Source organism: Mycobacterium kansasii ATCC 12478 (genome assembly GCF_000157895.3).
GTDB lineage: Bacteria > Actinomycetota > Actinomycetes > Mycobacteriales > Mycobacteriaceae > Mycobacterium > Mycobacterium kansasii.
Genome location: NC_022663.1, coordinates 1,327,939 through 1,343,957 on the forward strand (window position 1 = coordinate 1,327,939; position 16,019 = coordinate 1,343,957).

Here is a 16,019-nt window from a genome sequence, read left to right on the forward strand (position 1 = left end):
CATAAACGCCGGACACACCGGTGCGACCCGCTCTACGCTCACTGGTAACGCTTCCGGCCCTCATCGTTGAGAAGGACGGTCCGATGACCTACATGATCACGCAGCCGGACACCTTGACGGCCGCTGCGGCATCTGTGGCGGAAATCCGCTCGGCGATCGGCTCCGCCAACGCGGCCACGGTGGCCTCGACAACCGGGGTGATAGCTGCGGCGCGCGACGAGGTATCGGAACTCATCGCAAGCCTGTTCCGGGCGTACGGCCAGGAATGCCAAGCCGTCATGACGCAAGCTGGCGCGTTTCACGACGCGTTCGCACAGTCATTGGCCACAGCAGCCACTTCCTACGCGCAGGCCGAGGCTGCTAATGCAGCCACAGTGACGGAGGCGCTGGCCGCCATCAGCTCACCCGTCCGTGCGATGCTGGGCGGCGCCGCGCCCCTGACGTCCGCGGTTCCCTCGGCGGCAGCGGTGAACACCCTGGTCATGGGTGGCAGTGGGAACCCGATTCCTTCGATTGATTTTGTCAACAACATCGTCTCGAGGTACATCGCACCCTTTTTCCCGGTCGATCCGAACTTCGTACAGAGCCTTTTCACACCGGAGGGGTTCTATATCGACACCGGAATCAAGACTTTGCCCCTCAACGTGTCGGTGGCTCAGGGCGTCACCATCCTGACCAACACGCTCGTCGGCACAAACCCCCCCTACGCAGGGCTATTGACCAGCGGAAACACCGTCAACGTGTCGGGCGAATCGCAGAGCGCCATGATCGCGTCACTGGTCATGCGGTCGCTGAATCCCACCAATTCGGGGGCCGCCGGAAGCCCGTACTTCAATAATTTGAACTTTTCGCTGGTCGGTAATCCGATGAACCCCAACGGAGGTCTGTTCGAGCGTTTCGTCGGGCTCAGTCTCCCAAGCCTGGGGATCGAAATGTACGGCGCAACACCGGACAATGCCTTCCCGACCAAGATCTTCACGATCGAATACGACGGCGCCGCCGACTTTCCCCGATACCCGATCAATGTCCTGGCGGACCTCAACGCCTTCATGGGTATCCAATCCCTACACGGCCAGTATGCGACGCTCACCCCCGAGCAGCTTGCTACAGCTATTCCGTTGACCAACACCGTGGGCCCCACCTCGACCAGCTACTACATGATTCCCACCCAAAATTTGCCGCTCCTGGACCCGGTGCGGGCAATCCCATTCGTCGGTAAGCCGATCGCGGATTTGGTCCAGCCGAACTTGAGGTATCTGGTCAACTGGGGCTACGGGGATCCCGCCTATGGCTGGTCGACCTCGCCGCCGAATGTGCCCACACCGTTCGGAGTGCTGCCGCCACTCAGCGCCACCACTTCCCTACCCGGCTACTTGGCTATCGGAACCCAGCAGGGAATCAGCGCGTTCATGAACGACATCAGCGCCGGGATAGCGACGTTTCCGGACCTACCCGCGCTGCTGGCGACTCCACTGGGCGCGGCCGGCTCACCGTCGTTGCTGTCCGGGCTCTCGCCGGCGGCGTTCTCCCCGACCGACTTCATCCACTTCCTGCAGTCAACGAACACGACTGTCACCAATTTCATTACCAGGACGGCTGCAAACACCTACGCCGCTTTGCTTCCGACAGCCGACATCGCGAATGCAATCCTCACCACGGTGCCGTCGTACAACGTCAACCTGTTCCTCAGCGGGTTGGAACAAGCACTCAACGGCGACCCCGCCGGTGGGCTGGTCTATGCGTTCGGCGCTCCCATAGCGGCTGACATCGCGTTGGGCACCCTCTTGGCTGGTTTCCAACTCAGGTCGCTCTTGGGAGTCACCAGTCAGCTTATCTAGCTGCAGCGCTCAATCCCGTTGTGCCGCATGCACACCGGCCCATCGTCGGATAGGCCGGCTGACATTCATGCGGCGCACCACAATCAAGATCCGGACTCTCGATGCTGACGTCGGTCGGCCCGGCCGGCACCGTCGCCTTCATACCGTCGGCGTCGGCCGCAGCGGCCGCATTGACATCTGCGAGCGCATCGCGGAGATCTTTGCCGCCGAGGTGCGGCGATAGCGCCGATTGTCGTCGACGTCGGCCGGTCTATGTCGACGTCGACGCAGATGATGCGCGCCATGCTTCGTCGCTCACGTTGTCGAAACACCCGCCCGCTGACGTCCCCACGCTCGTTATCACCGAGGTGCGATTCCTTGGCGAGCTTGTCGACGGCGCATTACGGGTCGAGCCGTGACCTGCTCTGCCACAGCGCGTGAGAACTGTCTTCCCTGCTATCAAGTCATGATCGGATAATCGGCGGCGAGGTGACTCCAACGCCGTATACCAATACTGCGCCGATTCAAGCGCTCCTTCTTCACCCGCGACGGCTTTGAAGTCGAATCCCGGCCACAACACTCCGCAGAAGCTCAATCCCAGTAGATTGAAGAAGACAAGAATAGGCCCCAGACGAATCGTGCACCGTAATGTTCTCCATTCCAAAAAAAGTCGTACTCCTCGTATGCTGGCAAGAACTCATCGAATAGGGGCCACTTGCCGCGAAGAGTCATGGGGCCAAACCGCTCTGCGAATTCGGCGATGTCCACGCTCCAAGTTGGCAGCTCGGTAGGGGAATCAACGGGAGGCGAATCGCGCCTCGTGTGCCGGTAACCCGCCGATTCAAGCACTCCTTCGTCGCCGGCTATAGCATTGAAGTCGAATCCAGGCCACAATACACTGCTGTATTTCAATCCTGCAGAGTCCTGTTCAGTAACGCCTAACAGCTTTTTCATGTTCTCATACCGGGAATCTTCGTCGCTAAGCGCTCTTGCTATTCGCTCATGTATGCGTTCCGCATCTTTCAAGGAGAGCCCGTGCTCGGCCAGCTTGGCTTCGAGTTGAGCTTCCTTGTTCGCCATTGACATTCTTAGCCTCATCGTCATGAGCAGGTAGACCTCAAAGTCAATGATCATTGCATATGCGGATACGTTCATCTCTCCACCCTTCATCGGCCAATGTACGGCAAGAATTTGTGAAGGTCGCCCACAAAAACCGTCACCGAGCCGTCAGGATGTACCACCATTGCCCTCCCATACGTTAAGTCCGCGGGCAGCACCACTTTTGTTCCGTCAGGCACGTTAACAATTCCCCCAGTTTCACCAAAAGCGGCCTTAGCGGCGATGTCTGTTGCTTCGACAGCCTCTTCCTGACTAACGTGCAGTCCCGTAATCCTGTCCGCTAAAGTATCTAGCCTGGTTCCTCTCGGGAGAGTCGAGATTTCCCTACCGATTTCTGTGGCCTGGTCGGCAATACTTGGGCTTGGGGGCGTGCCCGGTTGTGGTCGGGCGCCGGGTGTACGTGGTTGTTGTGGTGCGGGTTGTGTCCAGTATGGGATGTCGGCGCGTTTGGCGTCGTTGGGGGGCGTGTATTGTGCGTTGGCCGCATCTAATTGGCGCTCGAGCTGGGCCTTCAAGGAGTTGTAATACCAGGCTTCTTGGTTATAAGCCTGAACCGCGTTCCAATCGGAAGGATTGGGCGGATTTCCATTGTGGTGGTCGATGTCGTTGATCAACTGGTTGTAGGCCTCCCGTGTCGCTTGCAGCGATGGCGGTGGCGGTGGGCTGGCCCAGGGCGGAATGGGGGGCTGCCCCAGCGGTGGTGTGCCCGGCGGCGGAGACGGTGGCGGCGGAATCGGTGGTTGCGGCGCCAGCGGTGGCAGCATTGGTGGCGCCTGGGGTGCTTGGCCGGGTCCAGAACCCAGCATCTGGGCGCCGGGGCTCCCGGAGCCGCTAGGGCCGTCGCTACCGGTGCAGGGACCGGGTGGGCCGCCCTGCGGTGTAGCCGGTTGGGCGGCCGGTGGTGGGGATGCCGGAGGTTGTGGTGGGGGTGGGGAGTTGAGAGTGTGGGCGGTCTCGCCAGGGTCGAGCGGGGGCGCTGGTGAAGACGCGCCGCTGGGTCGGGGTGGCTGTGGGTGGACGTAGGCCAACGGCTGCCCCGTCGAGCTGGGCGCGGCGGTGACCGGACCGTACAGCGTAGCGGTGGTGAGCATGCCAGCGGGCGCGCCGCTGCCGGGCCGCTGCGCGGCCGGCGGGCTGAAACCGTCACCGGTAGGCCGGATGTAGCTGGTGAAGCCCGCACCCGGATAACCGCTGACCACACCACCGGTTCCTGGACCCGATCCGGCTGGCGGGGACAGGGTGCCAGCACGGCTCTGCATCGCCTCGCTGAGCTGCGCTGAACCCGACCCCGGGATGGCTGGGCTGGGGGCGGCGACTCCTCCGGCGTGTGCGACCTGGGCGAACATCCCCATCGGAGGCTGCGGCGCCCGGGCTAACGTCGGAGCCCCGGCGGGCGTGGCCGCCGAGGCACCACTCGGAGACACCGACGCTGAGACCGAGCCGGCCAACGGCGCCGCCGGCCCAACCCCCCATCCCGGCACCGGCTGTTGCCGGGGGATGAGCGCGTGGGCGCCTTGCTCGCCGGCCTGCAGGGTTGCCCCGGCCGCGCTGATCGCCGCGGTTTCGGCCACCCCACCACCGCGGCAGCCGGTGATCCCCCCGCCACCGCCGGGGGAAACGGCACCATGATCGCGGCCGCCACCGCGCGCAACGCCGCCCCATAAGCCGCCCCCGCAGCCGCATTCCGCGGCCACATCTGCCCGTAATACTCCAGACTCAACGCCACGATCTGCGGGGTCAACGCCCCCCACACCAACGGGTTAATCTCCTGCGCGACGGCCTCATCCCTACGATTGGCCACCGCCTCCTGCGCGGTGACCATCGAGGCCACCGCACTCTGATGCGCACCGGCCGCCGCCGCGACATGGGATGCCTTCTCCAGCAGCGCCGCCGCCAGCAACTCATGCTGGGTATCCAACGCGGCCTGGGCGACCGCCGACGCCGCCGCACCCACCCCACGCCAACCGCCGCCGTACGTGGCGGCCCCACTGGCCGCCGAGGCCGCCACCACCGCCTGCAAGTTCGCCGCCTGCGCGCTCAGCGTTTCGGCATACGCCAACGTCGACGCCGGACCAGACCCCGACGCCAACACCGTGTAGTTGGCGTCCGGGCTAAACCGAAGTTGCGACCGTCTGGATAGGTGATTTGGGCTTTGACGTGGGGTTTTGTTGGTTTTGGGTGTTTTAGGTCTGACTACGCCGCGATGGTGAGGGGGATGGTGGCCTTGATGAGGTCGAAGGCGCGGCGTTGGTCGTGGGTGGGTTCGGTGAGAGTCTCGATTTCGATGTTGGTGTCCTGGTAGCGGATTCGGTTGCGGGTCAAGGTGGCCAGGTGATCGAGCAGAGCGCGGAAGCTGCGCAGTGGAGTGGCGTCGGTGGTTTGGTGGCGAGATGCTTTGGTGTGCGCATGTGGTGAGCGTTGTGCGGGTGCGACGGGGTTGTCGCGGGTTGGTGGGTGTTCGTCGGTGTAGGTCAGCGGCGCCCAGGCTTTGCGTAAGTGCCAGGTCACATAGCAGGCCAGCAGGCAGATCAGTACGTGGGCTTTGACGCGCTCAGACAGCCGGTGGTGGATGGGGCGTAGGTCGAGGTCGTCGGTTTTGATGCTGCGGAAGTCGCGTTCGACATAGGCCAGGTTCTTATACCCGGTGACCACCGCGGGGGCGTCGAGGTCGGTGGCGGGCACCGAGGTGCGCAGGACGTAGATGCCGTCGAGGGCGGCTTCGGCGGTGATGGCTGCGTGGTCGCGTTCATAGGCGAAGCTGGTGTCTGTGATGGTGCGGTGAAAGTGCTTGCTTACCTTGTATTTGTTGACGATCTGCCCGACAGCTTCGCCGATCTTGCCGGCCCCGGCCAGGCTGCCGCGCTCGACCCGTTCGGCGATACGCGCTAGGGCGGTCTCGGTGGCGGCCAGCAGTTCGTTGCGTTTGCGGGCCCGTTCAGCGGCCAGGGCGGGGTTGCGGCAGGCGATCAGCCGTTCGTGTGGGTAGTCGGGGTGGGTGATCTCGGCCAGGTCGTGGGTATCGAACAGGCTCATCTGCAGCGGCCCGTCGTCGGCGGCCAGTTTGGCAATCGCTGGAGCGCGCAGCGCGGTGATCCACCCGAAATCGGTTCCGGTGTCGTTGAGTTCTTTGATCGCGGCGATGCGAGCGGCGGTGATCATGCCGCGATCGCCGACTAGCACCAGCCGATCCAGCCCGAAGCCGGTGCGGATGACCTCCACGATGTCGGTGAAGGCGACCGGATCGGCGGTATCACCGGCAAAGACCCGCACCGCCACCGGCCGGCCGGCAGGGTCGGTGAGCACCCCGTATTCGATTTGCGGTAAGCCCTTTTTGCGGTCGCGGGAATAGCCGCGCTTGGCCAGCTGGCAATGCCGGCCCGTCACCCACGATGAGGTCAGGTCAAACAACGCCATCCGTGACGGATTGGCTTCTGGACCAAGGTGTTTAGCGGCGAGCCTCTTTTCGATGCCGTCTTGGCGGTCGCTGAGCCAGTCCATCGCCGCATAGATCTCGTCGGTGGAAGCGCCGGCGATCTGCAGGTCTGCGCCCAGGGTGCAATCGGCCCAGCGCGACAGCGTCGAGAGCTTGGATGCCGGATGGATCACCCGCGAGACGATCAGCCCGTAGACCAGATCGCGGGACCGACACGGCGACCCCAGCAGCGCGGGCAGTCCCAGCTGGCGGGCCATCGCCGCGACCGCGGCCACATGCCCATGCGGCAACGCGCGTAGCACCGTCACCTCCTGACCAGCGGGCACCAGGCTGTGTCCCTTCAGCGTCGCCTCCAGCGCGGCGATCGCCGCCTCGGGCAACATCGACAAGTTGGCCACGGTCTCGTTGCGCACCTTGGGCCCGTCGCGGAAGGTGCGGCGCAACAGCACCGACTGATAGACGCGCTGTTTGCCCTGCTTATCCACATGCGTCTTTTTAACTCTGACTACGTGAGCTTTGCCCTGGTTACGCGGCATACGAAGCATCATAGACTGATTCCGCCGATCAGATACGAATGACACGCACATATTCGTGACTACATATCAGCACGAGACAACAGCCCATAGCGCCAGCTCAGAACACTAATCCCCAGTCAGAACCCGTCGTAACTTCCGGCTAAACGCCGGCCACGGATGCGACACCCCAAACCCCGAACCGCTACAGCGTCATCGCCGCCGCGCGCAACGCCTCACTAGCCACCGTCATCCCGGCCGCCCCCGACTGCGCATCAGAAAACGCCCTTCGCGCCGCGCATGCTCACCAGCGGCGCTCACATACGCCGCCCCCACCCCAGCGAACGCCGCCGAATCAGCAACCTCACCCATCGGCACCACCCCCACCAACGCCGCCGCACAACCGGCCACACCAGCACCATGCTGCGCCGCCAACCCCGCCTGGCTGACCGCCGACGCTCCCACCACAGCCGGCTCCACCGCAAACACCACCACTCAGACCCCCGACTCATTGCCCGCAGACCAACGTCGGCCAAGCCTAAACCGCACCCGCCAACCCCGGCACGACACAAACCCCGCACCAGCCAGCCCGCAGGCCGCACAAACCGCCACGCCAGGCTCGCAAGCCCAACCACAGGGCTGGCTCACGCATGCGTCAAATCTCAAGTGCTACTGCCGAACTCACCATTTGGTCAAGACCTTTTGGGGATGGCGCGAAGAGCAGTTGCCCGACGGAACGTTGATCTTGACTTCCCCGGCTGGGCGCACCCATGTCACCACCCCCCGGCAGCGCCCTGCTGTTCCCAAGTTTGTGCACACCCACCACCGGGCTGCCCACACCCACCACACCACCACCGAACCACTGCACCGACAAAACCGCCATGATGCCCATACGCGGCCGCACCCGCGCCCAAGAGCGAGCCCAGCGCATCGCCGGCGAACGCCGATGCAACCGCAACTCCCGCACCACCTCACCCGACCATCCCACCCAAAACGGCCCCGCGCCACCAGATGAGCCTCCCCCGTTCTGAGCTTCGCGGGAATCACCGCAAACCGCGGTAACCTCATTCTCGAAGCGCCCTGTCTTGTGGCGCCGGAAGAGGAGAACGCCCGTGGCCGAAGTAACGCGCGCCGATCGCTTCATCAAGACGGCGGTCGAAATTCTGGGCGAGACCGGGCGTACCGACTTCACCGTGCAGGAAGTCGTCGCGCGCTCCAAGACCTCGTTGCGGGCGTTTTACCAGCATTTCGGCAGCAAGGACGAACTACTGCTGGCCCTGTTCGACAGGACCATGGCGCAGACGGCACAGCTGTGGCGCACCGAAACCGCCGGGCTCGACAGCACCGCGGCCCTGAAGCTGGTCATCGACCGCATCAGCGCGCGACCGGAGTCCACTACCCAGGACAGCCTCAACCGGGCGCTGAGCCTCTACAACCAGTACCTGGCCGAGAACCGGCCCCGTGAATACGCGCGGGTGCTATCGCCCCTGCATCGACTGCTGCGCGATATCGTCGGGCAAGGCATCACCGAAGGAGTGTTCAACCCCGGACTCGACGTCGGGGCCGCGGCTGCCATCATCATGCAGACGGTGCTGGGTGCGCTCCGATTGCATTGGCTGGGAACAGAATTGAACGGAACGCCCATCGACGCCGGCCAACTGTACGAGTTCTGCAGCCGCGCCCTGGGCATTCGGGATGTCGACGATCAGCCGGTGTCCTCACTGGCCGAACTGTTCGCCCAGATCGGGATGCGCCCAGCCACCGCCCACGACGACGCCTTCGCGATGACGATGCCGGTCAGTCCGCAGGTGGTCAACACCTCGGGAGCGCTGCAGGGTGGCTTGATCGCCACGCTCGCCGACGTGGCCGGAGGACAGCTGGGCTTGGAGTACCTGCAGCCGGGCACCGCTATGACGACAGCCGACCTCTTCATCCGCTACCTGCGCCCCATCAGGCAGGGCTCCGCGCTCGCGGTGCCGCGGGTGCTGCGGGCCGGCCGGCGATCCCTGGTCATGCAGGTCGATATTTTCGGGGACAGCGATAGCGAACTCGCGGCAACGGCAACGGTGAATTTCGCCGTCATCGACCGCAAAGACACCCCCGACAGCGGTTAGCGGAACCCTTGCGCGAGGTGGTAACGTCATTACCAGATGCTGAGAATCGAGACTTCTACAAGGAGATCGCCATGCCGTCTCGCGAGCTTCCCTTTCCGGTGTTCGACGCCGACAACCACATGTACGAGCCGCAGGAGGCGTTGACCAAGTTCCTGCCCGACAAGCGCAAGCACGTGATCGACTACGTGCAGATCCGCGGGCGCACCAAGATCGTGGTACGCGGCCATATCAGCGAATACATCCCCAACCCGACGTTCGAAGTGGTGGCCCGCCCGGGCGCCCAGGAGGAGTACTTCCGGCACGGCAGCGGAGGCAAGAGCTACCGCGAGGTGCTGGGTGAGCCGATGAAGGCGATCCCGGCCTTCCGGGAACCGGGCCCCCGGCTGGAAGTCATGGACGAGCTGGGTATCGACTACGCGCTGATGTTTCCCACCCTGGCCAGCCTGGTCGAGGAGCGAATGAAGGACGACCCGGAGATGACCCACGACGTCATCCACGCACTCAACCAGTGGATGTACGAGACCTGGTCGTTCAACTACCGGGACCGCATCTTCGCCACCCCGGTGATCACCCTGCCCATCGTGGATCGGGCGCTCGAAGAGCTCGAGTGGTGCCTGGAGCGTGGCGCTCGCACGGTGCTGGTCCGCCCGGCCCCGGTACCCGGCTACCGCGGCAGCCGCTCGTTCGGTTTCGAGGAGTTCGACCCCTTCTGGCAAGCCTGCATCCGCGCCGGGATCCCGGTTTCGATGCACGCATCGGACAGCGGCTATTCGGAATTCATGAACGTGTGGGAACCCGGCGACGAGTTCCTGCCGTTCAAGCCGACCGCCTTCCGGAGCCTGGCGATGGGACATCGTCCGATCGAGGATGCCATGGGTGCGCTGGTCTGCCATGGCGCGCTGTCGCGCAATCCGGAGCTGCGCATCCTGTCCATCGAGAACGGCGCGGACTGGGTGCCGCACCTGTTCAAAGGACTCAAGGGCGTCTACAAGAAGATGCCGAACGCATTCGGCGAAGACCCGATCGAGGCGTTCAAGCGGTGCATCTACGTCAGCCCGTTCTGGGAGGACCGGTTCTCCGAAATCGTGAAGATGGTGGGCACCGACCGGGTGGTCTTCGGTTCCGACTGGCCGCACCCCGAAGGCCTGAAGGACCCGATTTCGTTCGTCGACGAACTTGCCGGTTTCGACCAGGAAGATGTCGCAAAGATCATGGGCGGCAACATGATGGAAGTGATGAAGGTCGAAGCACCGGCAACCAAACCGGTCAGCGCGTAATCAGGACGCCGAGTCAGCCTTTCCCGACGATAGCGTCGCGGGCCCGGTCCAGCATTGCCGCGAACGGTCCGACCATCAGGTTGGCGATCTGGGACTCCACCCCGGCGTGGGGTCTAGTGGGTGCGGTCGCCTCGGCCAGCCTGGCGGCGCGGCCCATCCGTTCGAGCTCGTCGCTGCTCAGTTCGTCGCCCAGCTTGGCGAACTCCTCGGATTCTTCATGCTCGGCGTGGTCGACGACGGCATCGCGAAGCTTGGTGAGTTTGCTGGTGAACTCGGCGCTGTCGACGTCGAGCTTCTCCAGTTCGCTGAGCACGGTCTTGGCTTCGTGCTCTTCCGACAGTCGCTTGGTGACTACGGTCTCCCCACCGGCAATCTTGCGCTTGACCCGGGGATGAACGATTTCCTCCTCGGCGGTTTCATGCACCGCCAACAAGCGACGCAACTCTAGGAACGCCTCTTCTCGCTGTTTACCCGAGCTGGACAATGTCGTCGCGAACCGCGATTTGATCTGCTCGTGCTGGTCAACGAGAAAGTCGATCACATCGGTCGGTGATTTCAGAGGGGCCTGCGCCATTGATGTCCTCCTCGCTCTCAATCGCGCTCAGTGCGCGTGGGCTGTTTGGTAATCGCGCGTGGTATCGGCTACCCGATCGGCAGAACCACAAACCCACACCGCCATCACCTCGCCGAATCACCGAATCCGGGGTTGTTAGCGGACCGTCTGGGTATCCGATAGACGTGCAGACGCGACGAGGACGCGTGCTTGGCGCCAGACGTCCCCAATTGCGCGAAGCGTTGCTGATCGCCGATCTCGACCGAGACCAGCGCCGGGATTGGTTGGAGTCGTTCCGATTACCGAGCATGCGCCGAAACGAAAGCTACGGCCCGATCGTCGAGCTTGCGTAGCGCATCACCCAACAGGAGGACGCGGTGAACCGGCCCGGCGAGAAGTTCGTCGCCAAGTCACCCGAGGCAGCCGATATCGACGCTGACATTGATGCCGATATCGACATCGCCGCAGCGGAATTGCTGGACGGCTACGGCAAAGAGATGACTACGACCAAACGGCTGAAGTGGATCACAGCCGCTGCGGCAGTGCATATTCCGGCCGTAAGTTATGCCGGGATCACGTTAATCACCCACCGCGGTGTCATCCGCTCGGTGGCAGCCAGCGACGCCGACTCCCTCGTCATCGACAACATCGCGCAGCGTTATCTACAGGGTCCGTGCTTCGAAGTGCCCAAGGAGCAACGAATCTGGCGGGTGGATGACGTCAACAGCGAGACCCGGTGGCCAGTTTTCACTCAAGAGGTGCTGTCACAGACCTCGGTCCGTTCGATGCTGTCAATCCAGTTGTTCGGGCACTCCGACGGCGGAGCGGTCCTGAATCTCTACGCCGAGCACCCGAATGCGTTCGACGAGCAAACCGAGGAGATTTCCTTGACGTTCGCGGCACACGCGGCCATGGCCATCGAAACCGACCGCCGTACGCGAGCACGACGCGAACCACTGGTCGACCGCGACTTGATCGCGCAAGCGACCGGTGTGCTGATGGAACGCTTCAACATCGACGCGCCTGCGGCATTTGTGCTGCTGACCCAACTGTCCGCGAAGTATCGGCAGGTGCTGCCTGAGACCGCCGACCGGGTGCTCAACACGAATGCCACCTGACCCCGACCGAACTTTTGGTGCCGCGACCTGGCCGTGGGCATTGCTAATCTGATTGTTGGCCGTTGGCAAGATCCGTCAACGCGCTTGCCTTGTTGCTCGATCGGTCCGTAGGAGGGACAGCCACATGGCGCCCGACATGGACTGGGACAGGAAGGTCGGCACAGCAGAGGACGTTCGCCGGATCTTCGAGAATGTGCCCGCAATGCTAGTGGGGTTGGAGGGACCCGACCACCGTTTCGTCGCAGCTAACGCCGCGTATCGCACCCTCAGCCCGACATTTGTCGGCGTGGGACAGCTGGCGCGCGAGGTCTATCCCGAACTCGAGGGACAGCAGATTTACCACATGTTCGACCGGGTGTATCAAACCGGCGAGCCACAGTCCGGATCCGAGTGGCGGCTGCAGGCCGACTTCGACGGTTCCGGAATCGAGGAGCGATTCTTCGACTTTGTCGTCACGCCGCGACGCCGGGCCGACGGATCGATCGAGGGCGTGCAGATCCTCTTCGACGACGTCACAAGCCGGGTACGCGAACGACTGGCCGCCGAAGCGCAGGTCGAGGAACTCTCCGAGCGGTACCGCCACGTCCGTGACTCGGCCATCGTGATGCAGCAGGCGCTGCTCGCTCCGTCGGTGCCCGTCGTTTCCGGCGCCGACCTCACCGCGCAGTATCTCGTCGCCGCGCGGGACACCGCGGCCGGTGGAGACTGGTTCGACACGGTGGCCCTGGGCGATCGGCTGGTGCTGATCGTCGGAGACGTGGTGGGCCACGGTGTGGAAGCCGCGGCGGTGATGTCACAGTTGCGCACGGCGCTGCGGATGCAGGTTTGGGCGGGACACACCATCGTCGAAGCCCTGCAGGCGGTGGAGGCATTCCACGATCAGGTGCCCGGCTCGACCTCGGCGACGATCTGTGTCGGCTCCCTCGACCTGGCCACCGGAGAATTCCAGTACTGCACCGCCGGGCACCCACCGCCGTTGCTGGTGACCGCCGATGCGAAGTCCCGCTACCTGGAGCCGTCGGGCGGGGGTCCGCTCGGCAGCGCGACCGGATTCCCGGTGCGTACCGAAATGCTCAACATCGACGATTCGATCATGCTGTACACCGACGGTCTGGTCGAACGCCCGGGCAGGCCGCTGGGGGCCAGCACAGCAGAATTCGCCGAACTGGCGACAACCATCGCCAGCGGCGGCGGCTTCGTCATCGATGCGCAGGCCCGACCCATCGACCGCCTGTGCTCGGAAACACTCGAATTGCTGCTGCGATCCACCGGTTACAACGACGACGTCACACTGCTTGCGGCACAACGCCGGATCCCGGCGCCGCCGCTGTGCATGACGACCGACGCGACGATCCACGCCGCGCGCCGGATCCGCGCTCGGCTCCGTGAATGGCTTGTGCAGATCGGTGCGGACTCAGCCGACATCTCCGATGTCGTGCACGCGATCTCCGAATTCGTCGAGAATGCGGTCGAACATGGTTACGGCACAGAGGTTCCCGACGGTCTCGTGATTGAGGCGACGCTGGACGGTCACGGCAAACTGCGGGCATCGGTGATCGACCGGGGCACGTGGAAGGATCACCGCGAAGGCGAAAAGGGCCGCGGGCGTGGACTCGCGATGGCCGCGGCCCTGGTCGGCGAATCGCATGTCAGGCACGACGCCGAGGGGACCACCGCCACCATCACCCATCGGCTGTCCCGGCCTGCGCAGTTCGTCACCGACGCGGTGGTCAGCCGTACCGCCTTCCCGGCGGCGATCGACACGGAGTTCGTCACATTGGTCGCCGAGCCCGGTCGCATCATCGTGCGCGGCGACGTCGACGCCAACGCAGCGACCACCCTGGACAGCCAGATCGCCGTCGAAAGCCGTTCGGGGCTGGCGTCTTTGACGATCGATCTCAGTGCCGTCACACACCTCGGATCAGCTGGTGTCGCCGCCCTGGTGGCCGCCCGGGACCGGGCACGCAAACAGGGCGCTGACTGCGCGCTGATGGCGCCGCCGGGCAGCCCGGCACACCACGTCTTGTCGCTGGTCCGGATACCGGTGGTCAGCGGCGACGCCGAGAACGTCTTCGCCGAAGATTGACGCCGGCACTAACCTGCACTACCGCAGCCGTTCTAAATCCGCGGTCACCGCGCCGAACACCTCGACGAGAACATTCGCCTGACGCGGGTTGACGTGTTTGGCGAACCAACGTTCGACGCCGCGGGCATGAAGCTGCCACGCTGATTGCAGCTCACCGAGTCCTCGCGGGGTCAGCTGGACAAGCGTGGCCCGACGATTGGCCGGATCCGGGTTACGCGCGACACGACCCGATCGTTCCAGGTTGTCAACAATCCGGGTGATTCCGCTGGCACTGTAGACCAGGGCCGTGGCCAGGTCCTTCATGTACAGGGCCTGGCCGGGCGCGCGGGACAACTGCACCAGCGTGTCCAAGGTGAGCAGGCTCATGCCGCACTCGGCACGCAGCTCGGCATCCAGAGTGCGTTGCAACAACGCAGCCGAATGAATACACAGCTCCCAGGCTTGTTCCTGCTTGGGATCCAGCTCGCTGAGCCGGACGCCCGCTCGCGAGTCACCCTCATTGGTTCTATTCACATGCAAATAGTAACAGGGCTCACACTTGCAATTTCAATAGTTGCTATACGTACAATACCTTCATCAAATTTTGGCCGGATTGTCATCTGGCCCAGGAGAGGAAGACATGTACGTCATCACAGAACCTGACGAGTTCGGCATAGCCGCCGCCGCCTTGGCGACTGCCAGTTCGGCCGTGGCGGCACGAAATGCGGCAGCGGCTGCCGTGACCACCGCGGTGCTCCCCGCAGCCGCCGATGCGGTATCGGCGCTGACCGCCCAGCGGTTCGGCATTCACGGTGAGCGCTACCAGCAGGTCAGTGCTCAAGCCTTGGCCACACACCAGGATTTCGTGGCGGCCCTGCTGGCCAGCGGCCGTTCGTATGCGGCGGCCGAGGCGGCCAACGCGACGGCAGCGCGCTGAAACCCGAGTGATGGCAATGGATTTCGGATCATTGCCGCCCGAAGTGAACTCGGGGCGGATGTACTGCGGTCTGGGCGCGGGACCGATGCTGGCCGCGGCGACCGCATGGGACGAGTTGGCCGCCGAGCTGCATTCGGCGGCCGACGCGCACCGCTCGGCGATTATGGCACTGACCGCCACGTGGCAGGGTTGCGCGTCGACATCGATGGCGTCGGCGGCCGCACACCATGTGGCTTGGTTGAGCGCGACCGCTGCCCACGCCGAGCTAACGGCCACCCACGCCAGGGCTGCGGTGTCGGCGTACGAGGCGGCGTTCGCAGCCACTGTGCCGCCGCCGGTGATCGCAGCCAACCGCGCGCTGTTGGCAACGTTGGTCGCGACGAACATCTTGGGCCAAAACGGTCCGGCGATCGCCGCCACCGAAGCGCGTTACGGCCAGATGTGGGCCCAGGACGCAGCCACCATGTACGCCTATGCCGCCTCGTCGGATGCCGCGACGAGGCACACACCCTTCGCGTGGCCGCCGCGGACCACCAACACCGCCGGGCTGGCGTCCCACGCCGCTTCGGTCGGCCAGGCAGCCGGTGCGGAAACGCAGCAGATCGTGCACGCGGCCGTTGTGACCTTGCAGACGCTGAATATCAGTTCCACGGTCATCTCGGTGTTATCACTGCTGTGCTTCGTGCCCGGTGCGCTGCGCGACCTCACTATGCCCGCCGGCATGACCGTCGGGATGGTCCCCACCCAGGGAGCAGCTGACACAGTGAAAGTCGGCGGTACGGTGTCGGCCGGGCTGGGCCAGGCGACCAGGGTCGGTGGGCTATCGGTGCCACGCATGCCGGCCAGCGCGGCCGCGGCGACGATCCCCGCTCCGCAAGCACTGGCCGGCACCAGCGTCGACGCCATACCGGCTGTCAACTCGGTTGCACAACCGTTGGGCGTGGGAAGCGGGCCGGGCAGCCTGGTCGGCGGGATTCCCGCGAGTTCGAAGTCCACGCAACAAGCCGGCAGCGCAGTTGTGCGAGACCTGTTGCGCCTCAACGTCCTTCCGCAATCACAGTACGTCGGATAGTG

Annotated in this window: 14 protein-coding genes and 1 pseudogene; 8 read left to right on the top strand and 7 right to left on the bottom strand. The window is 64.2% G+C overall.

The window, feature by feature from the left end:
- The first annotated feature begins 83 nt into the window (after positions 1-83).
- Positions 84-1,838: a PE family protein gene (locus MKAN_RS05635; protein WP_023366062.1), complete on the top strand. Its 1,755-nt coding sequence runs from the start codon at positions 84-86 to the stop codon at positions 1,836-1,838.
- Between the two features lie 570 nt (positions 1,839-2,408).
- On the opposite strand, the gene MKAN_RS05640 is transcribed toward MKAN_RS05635, so the two are convergent.
- From MKAN_RS05640 to MKAN_RS05650, 5 genes are all read right to left on the bottom strand, one after another.
- The gene (locus MKAN_RS05640; protein WP_036392894.1) at positions 2,409-2,972 is read right to left on the bottom strand and encodes a hypothetical protein; all 564 of its coding nucleotides are present in this window, start codon (positions 2,970-2,972) and stop codon (positions 2,409-2,411) included.
- Between the two features lie 11 nt (positions 2,973-2,983).
- The gene (locus MKAN_RS30330) at positions 2,984-3,550 is read right to left on the bottom strand and encodes a hypothetical protein (protein WP_139800321.1); all 567 of its coding nucleotides are present in this window, start codon (positions 3,548-3,550) and stop codon (positions 2,984-2,986) included.
- 758 nt (positions 3,551-4,308) lie between these two features.
- Entirely contained in the window at positions 4,309-5,025 is a 717-nt protein-coding gene (locus MKAN_RS29320; protein WP_141563909.1) for a PPE domain-containing protein, read from the bottom strand.
- Between the two features lie 104 nt (positions 5,026-5,129).
- Positions 5,130-6,905 (bottom strand): IS1634 family transposase, encoded by a 1,776-nt coding sequence (locus MKAN_RS05645; protein WP_225722800.1) that lies wholly within the window; start codon positions 6,903-6,905, stop codon positions 5,130-5,132.
- A gap of 225 nt (positions 6,906-7,130) precedes the next feature.
- Complete coding sequence (locus MKAN_RS05650) at positions 7,131-7,373, bottom strand: hypothetical protein (RefSeq protein ID WP_129111698.1); 243 nt, start codon at positions 7,371-7,373, stop codon at positions 7,131-7,133.
- 145 nt (positions 7,374-7,518) lie between these two features.
- On the opposite strand from MKAN_RS05650, the pseudogene MKAN_RS29325 reads away from it, so the two are divergent.
- The 3 genes and pseudogenes from MKAN_RS29325 to MKAN_RS05660 form a co-directional block, all read left to right on the top strand.
- Positions 7,519-7,912: pseudogene (locus tag MKAN_RS29325) on the top strand (hypothetical protein); the annotation flags it as partial.
- 81 nt (positions 7,913-7,993) lie between these two features.
- A complete protein-coding gene (locus MKAN_RS05655; protein WP_023366076.1) occupies positions 7,994-8,995 on the top strand; it encodes a hotdog fold thioesterase in 1,002 nt (333 codons plus the stop codon).
- A 71-nt stretch (positions 8,996-9,066) separates the two neighbouring features.
- Positions 9,067-10,272 carry an amidohydrolase family protein gene (locus tag MKAN_RS05660; RefSeq protein WP_023366078.1) on the top strand — a complete coding sequence of 402 codons (1,206 nt, stop codon included), beginning with the start codon at positions 9,067-9,069 and terminating at the stop codon, positions 10,270-10,272.
- Positions 10,273-10,285: 13 nt separating this feature from the next.
- Here the strand turns inward: MKAN_RS05660 and MKAN_RS05665 are convergent, their stop codons facing one another.
- On the bottom strand, positions 10,286-10,846 hold the full coding sequence (locus tag MKAN_RS05665) for a hemerythrin domain-containing protein (RefSeq protein WP_023366080.1): 561 nt from the start codon (positions 10,844-10,846) through the stop codon (positions 10,286-10,288).
- Positions 10,847-11,202: 356 nt separating this feature from the next.
- Between MKAN_RS05665 and MKAN_RS05670 the strand changes: the two genes are divergently transcribed.
- Positions 11,203-11,943: a GAF and ANTAR domain-containing protein gene (locus tag MKAN_RS05670; RefSeq protein ID WP_023366084.1), complete on the top strand. Its 741-nt coding sequence runs from the start codon at positions 11,203-11,205 to the stop codon at positions 11,941-11,943.
- A gap of 124 nt (positions 11,944-12,067) precedes the next feature.
- Positions 12,068-14,029, top strand: coding sequence for a SpoIIE family protein phosphatase (locus MKAN_RS05675; protein ID WP_023366086.1), 1,962 nt, complete (start codon positions 12,068-12,070; stop codon positions 14,027-14,029).
- An 18-nt stretch (positions 14,030-14,047) separates the two neighbouring features.
- Here the strand turns inward: MKAN_RS05675 and MKAN_RS05680 are convergent, their stop codons facing one another.
- Entirely contained in the window at positions 14,048-14,542 is a 495-nt protein-coding gene (locus MKAN_RS05680) for a MarR family winged helix-turn-helix transcriptional regulator (RefSeq protein ID WP_023366088.1), read from the bottom strand.
- Between the two features lie 106 nt (positions 14,543-14,648).
- Between MKAN_RS05680 and MKAN_RS05685 the strand changes: the two genes are divergently transcribed.
- The gene (locus MKAN_RS05685) at positions 14,649-14,945 is read left to right on the top strand and encodes a PE family protein (RefSeq protein ID WP_023366090.1); all 297 of its coding nucleotides are present in this window, start codon (positions 14,649-14,651) and stop codon (positions 14,943-14,945) included.
- Positions 14,946-14,961: 16 nt separating this feature from the next.
- The gene (locus tag MKAN_RS32480; RefSeq protein ID WP_023366092.1) at positions 14,962-16,017 is read left to right on the top strand and encodes a PPE family protein; all 1,056 of its coding nucleotides are present in this window, start codon (positions 14,962-14,964) and stop codon (positions 16,015-16,017) included.
- Positions 16,018-16,019 lie beyond the last annotated feature (2 nt).

What these genes read in the sequence shown, in the direction of transcription:
- MKAN_RS05635 (WP_023366062.1), top strand. Translation starts at nt 84, where the DNA reads ATGACCTACATGATCACGCAGCCGGACACCTTGACGGCCGCTGCGGCA.
- MKAN_RS05640 (WP_036392894.1), bottom strand. Translation starts at nt 2,972, where the DNA reads ATGAACGTATCCGCATATGCAATGATCATTGACTTTGAGGTCTACCTG.
- MKAN_RS05645 (WP_225722800.1), bottom strand. Translation starts at nt 6,905, where the DNA reads ATGCCGCGTAACCAGGGCAAAGCTCACGTAGTCAGAGTTAAAAAGACG.
- MKAN_RS05660 (WP_023366078.1), top strand. Translation starts at nt 9,067, where the DNA reads ATGCCGTCTCGCGAGCTTCCCTTTCCGGTGTTCGACGCCGACAACCAC.
- MKAN_RS05665 (WP_023366080.1), bottom strand. Translation starts at nt 10,846, where the DNA reads ATGGCGCAGGCCCCTCTGAAATCACCGACCGATGTGATCGACTTTCTC.
- MKAN_RS05675 (WP_023366086.1), top strand. Translation starts at nt 12,068, where the DNA reads ATGGCGCCCGACATGGACTGGGACAGGAAGGTCGGCACAGCAGAGGAC.
- MKAN_RS05685 (WP_023366090.1), top strand. Translation starts at nt 14,649, where the DNA reads ATGTACGTCATCACAGAACCTGACGAGTTCGGCATAGCCGCCGCCGCC.
- MKAN_RS32480 (WP_023366092.1), top strand. Translation starts at nt 14,962, where the DNA reads ATGGATTTCGGATCATTGCCGCCCGAAGTGAACTCGGGGCGGATGTAC.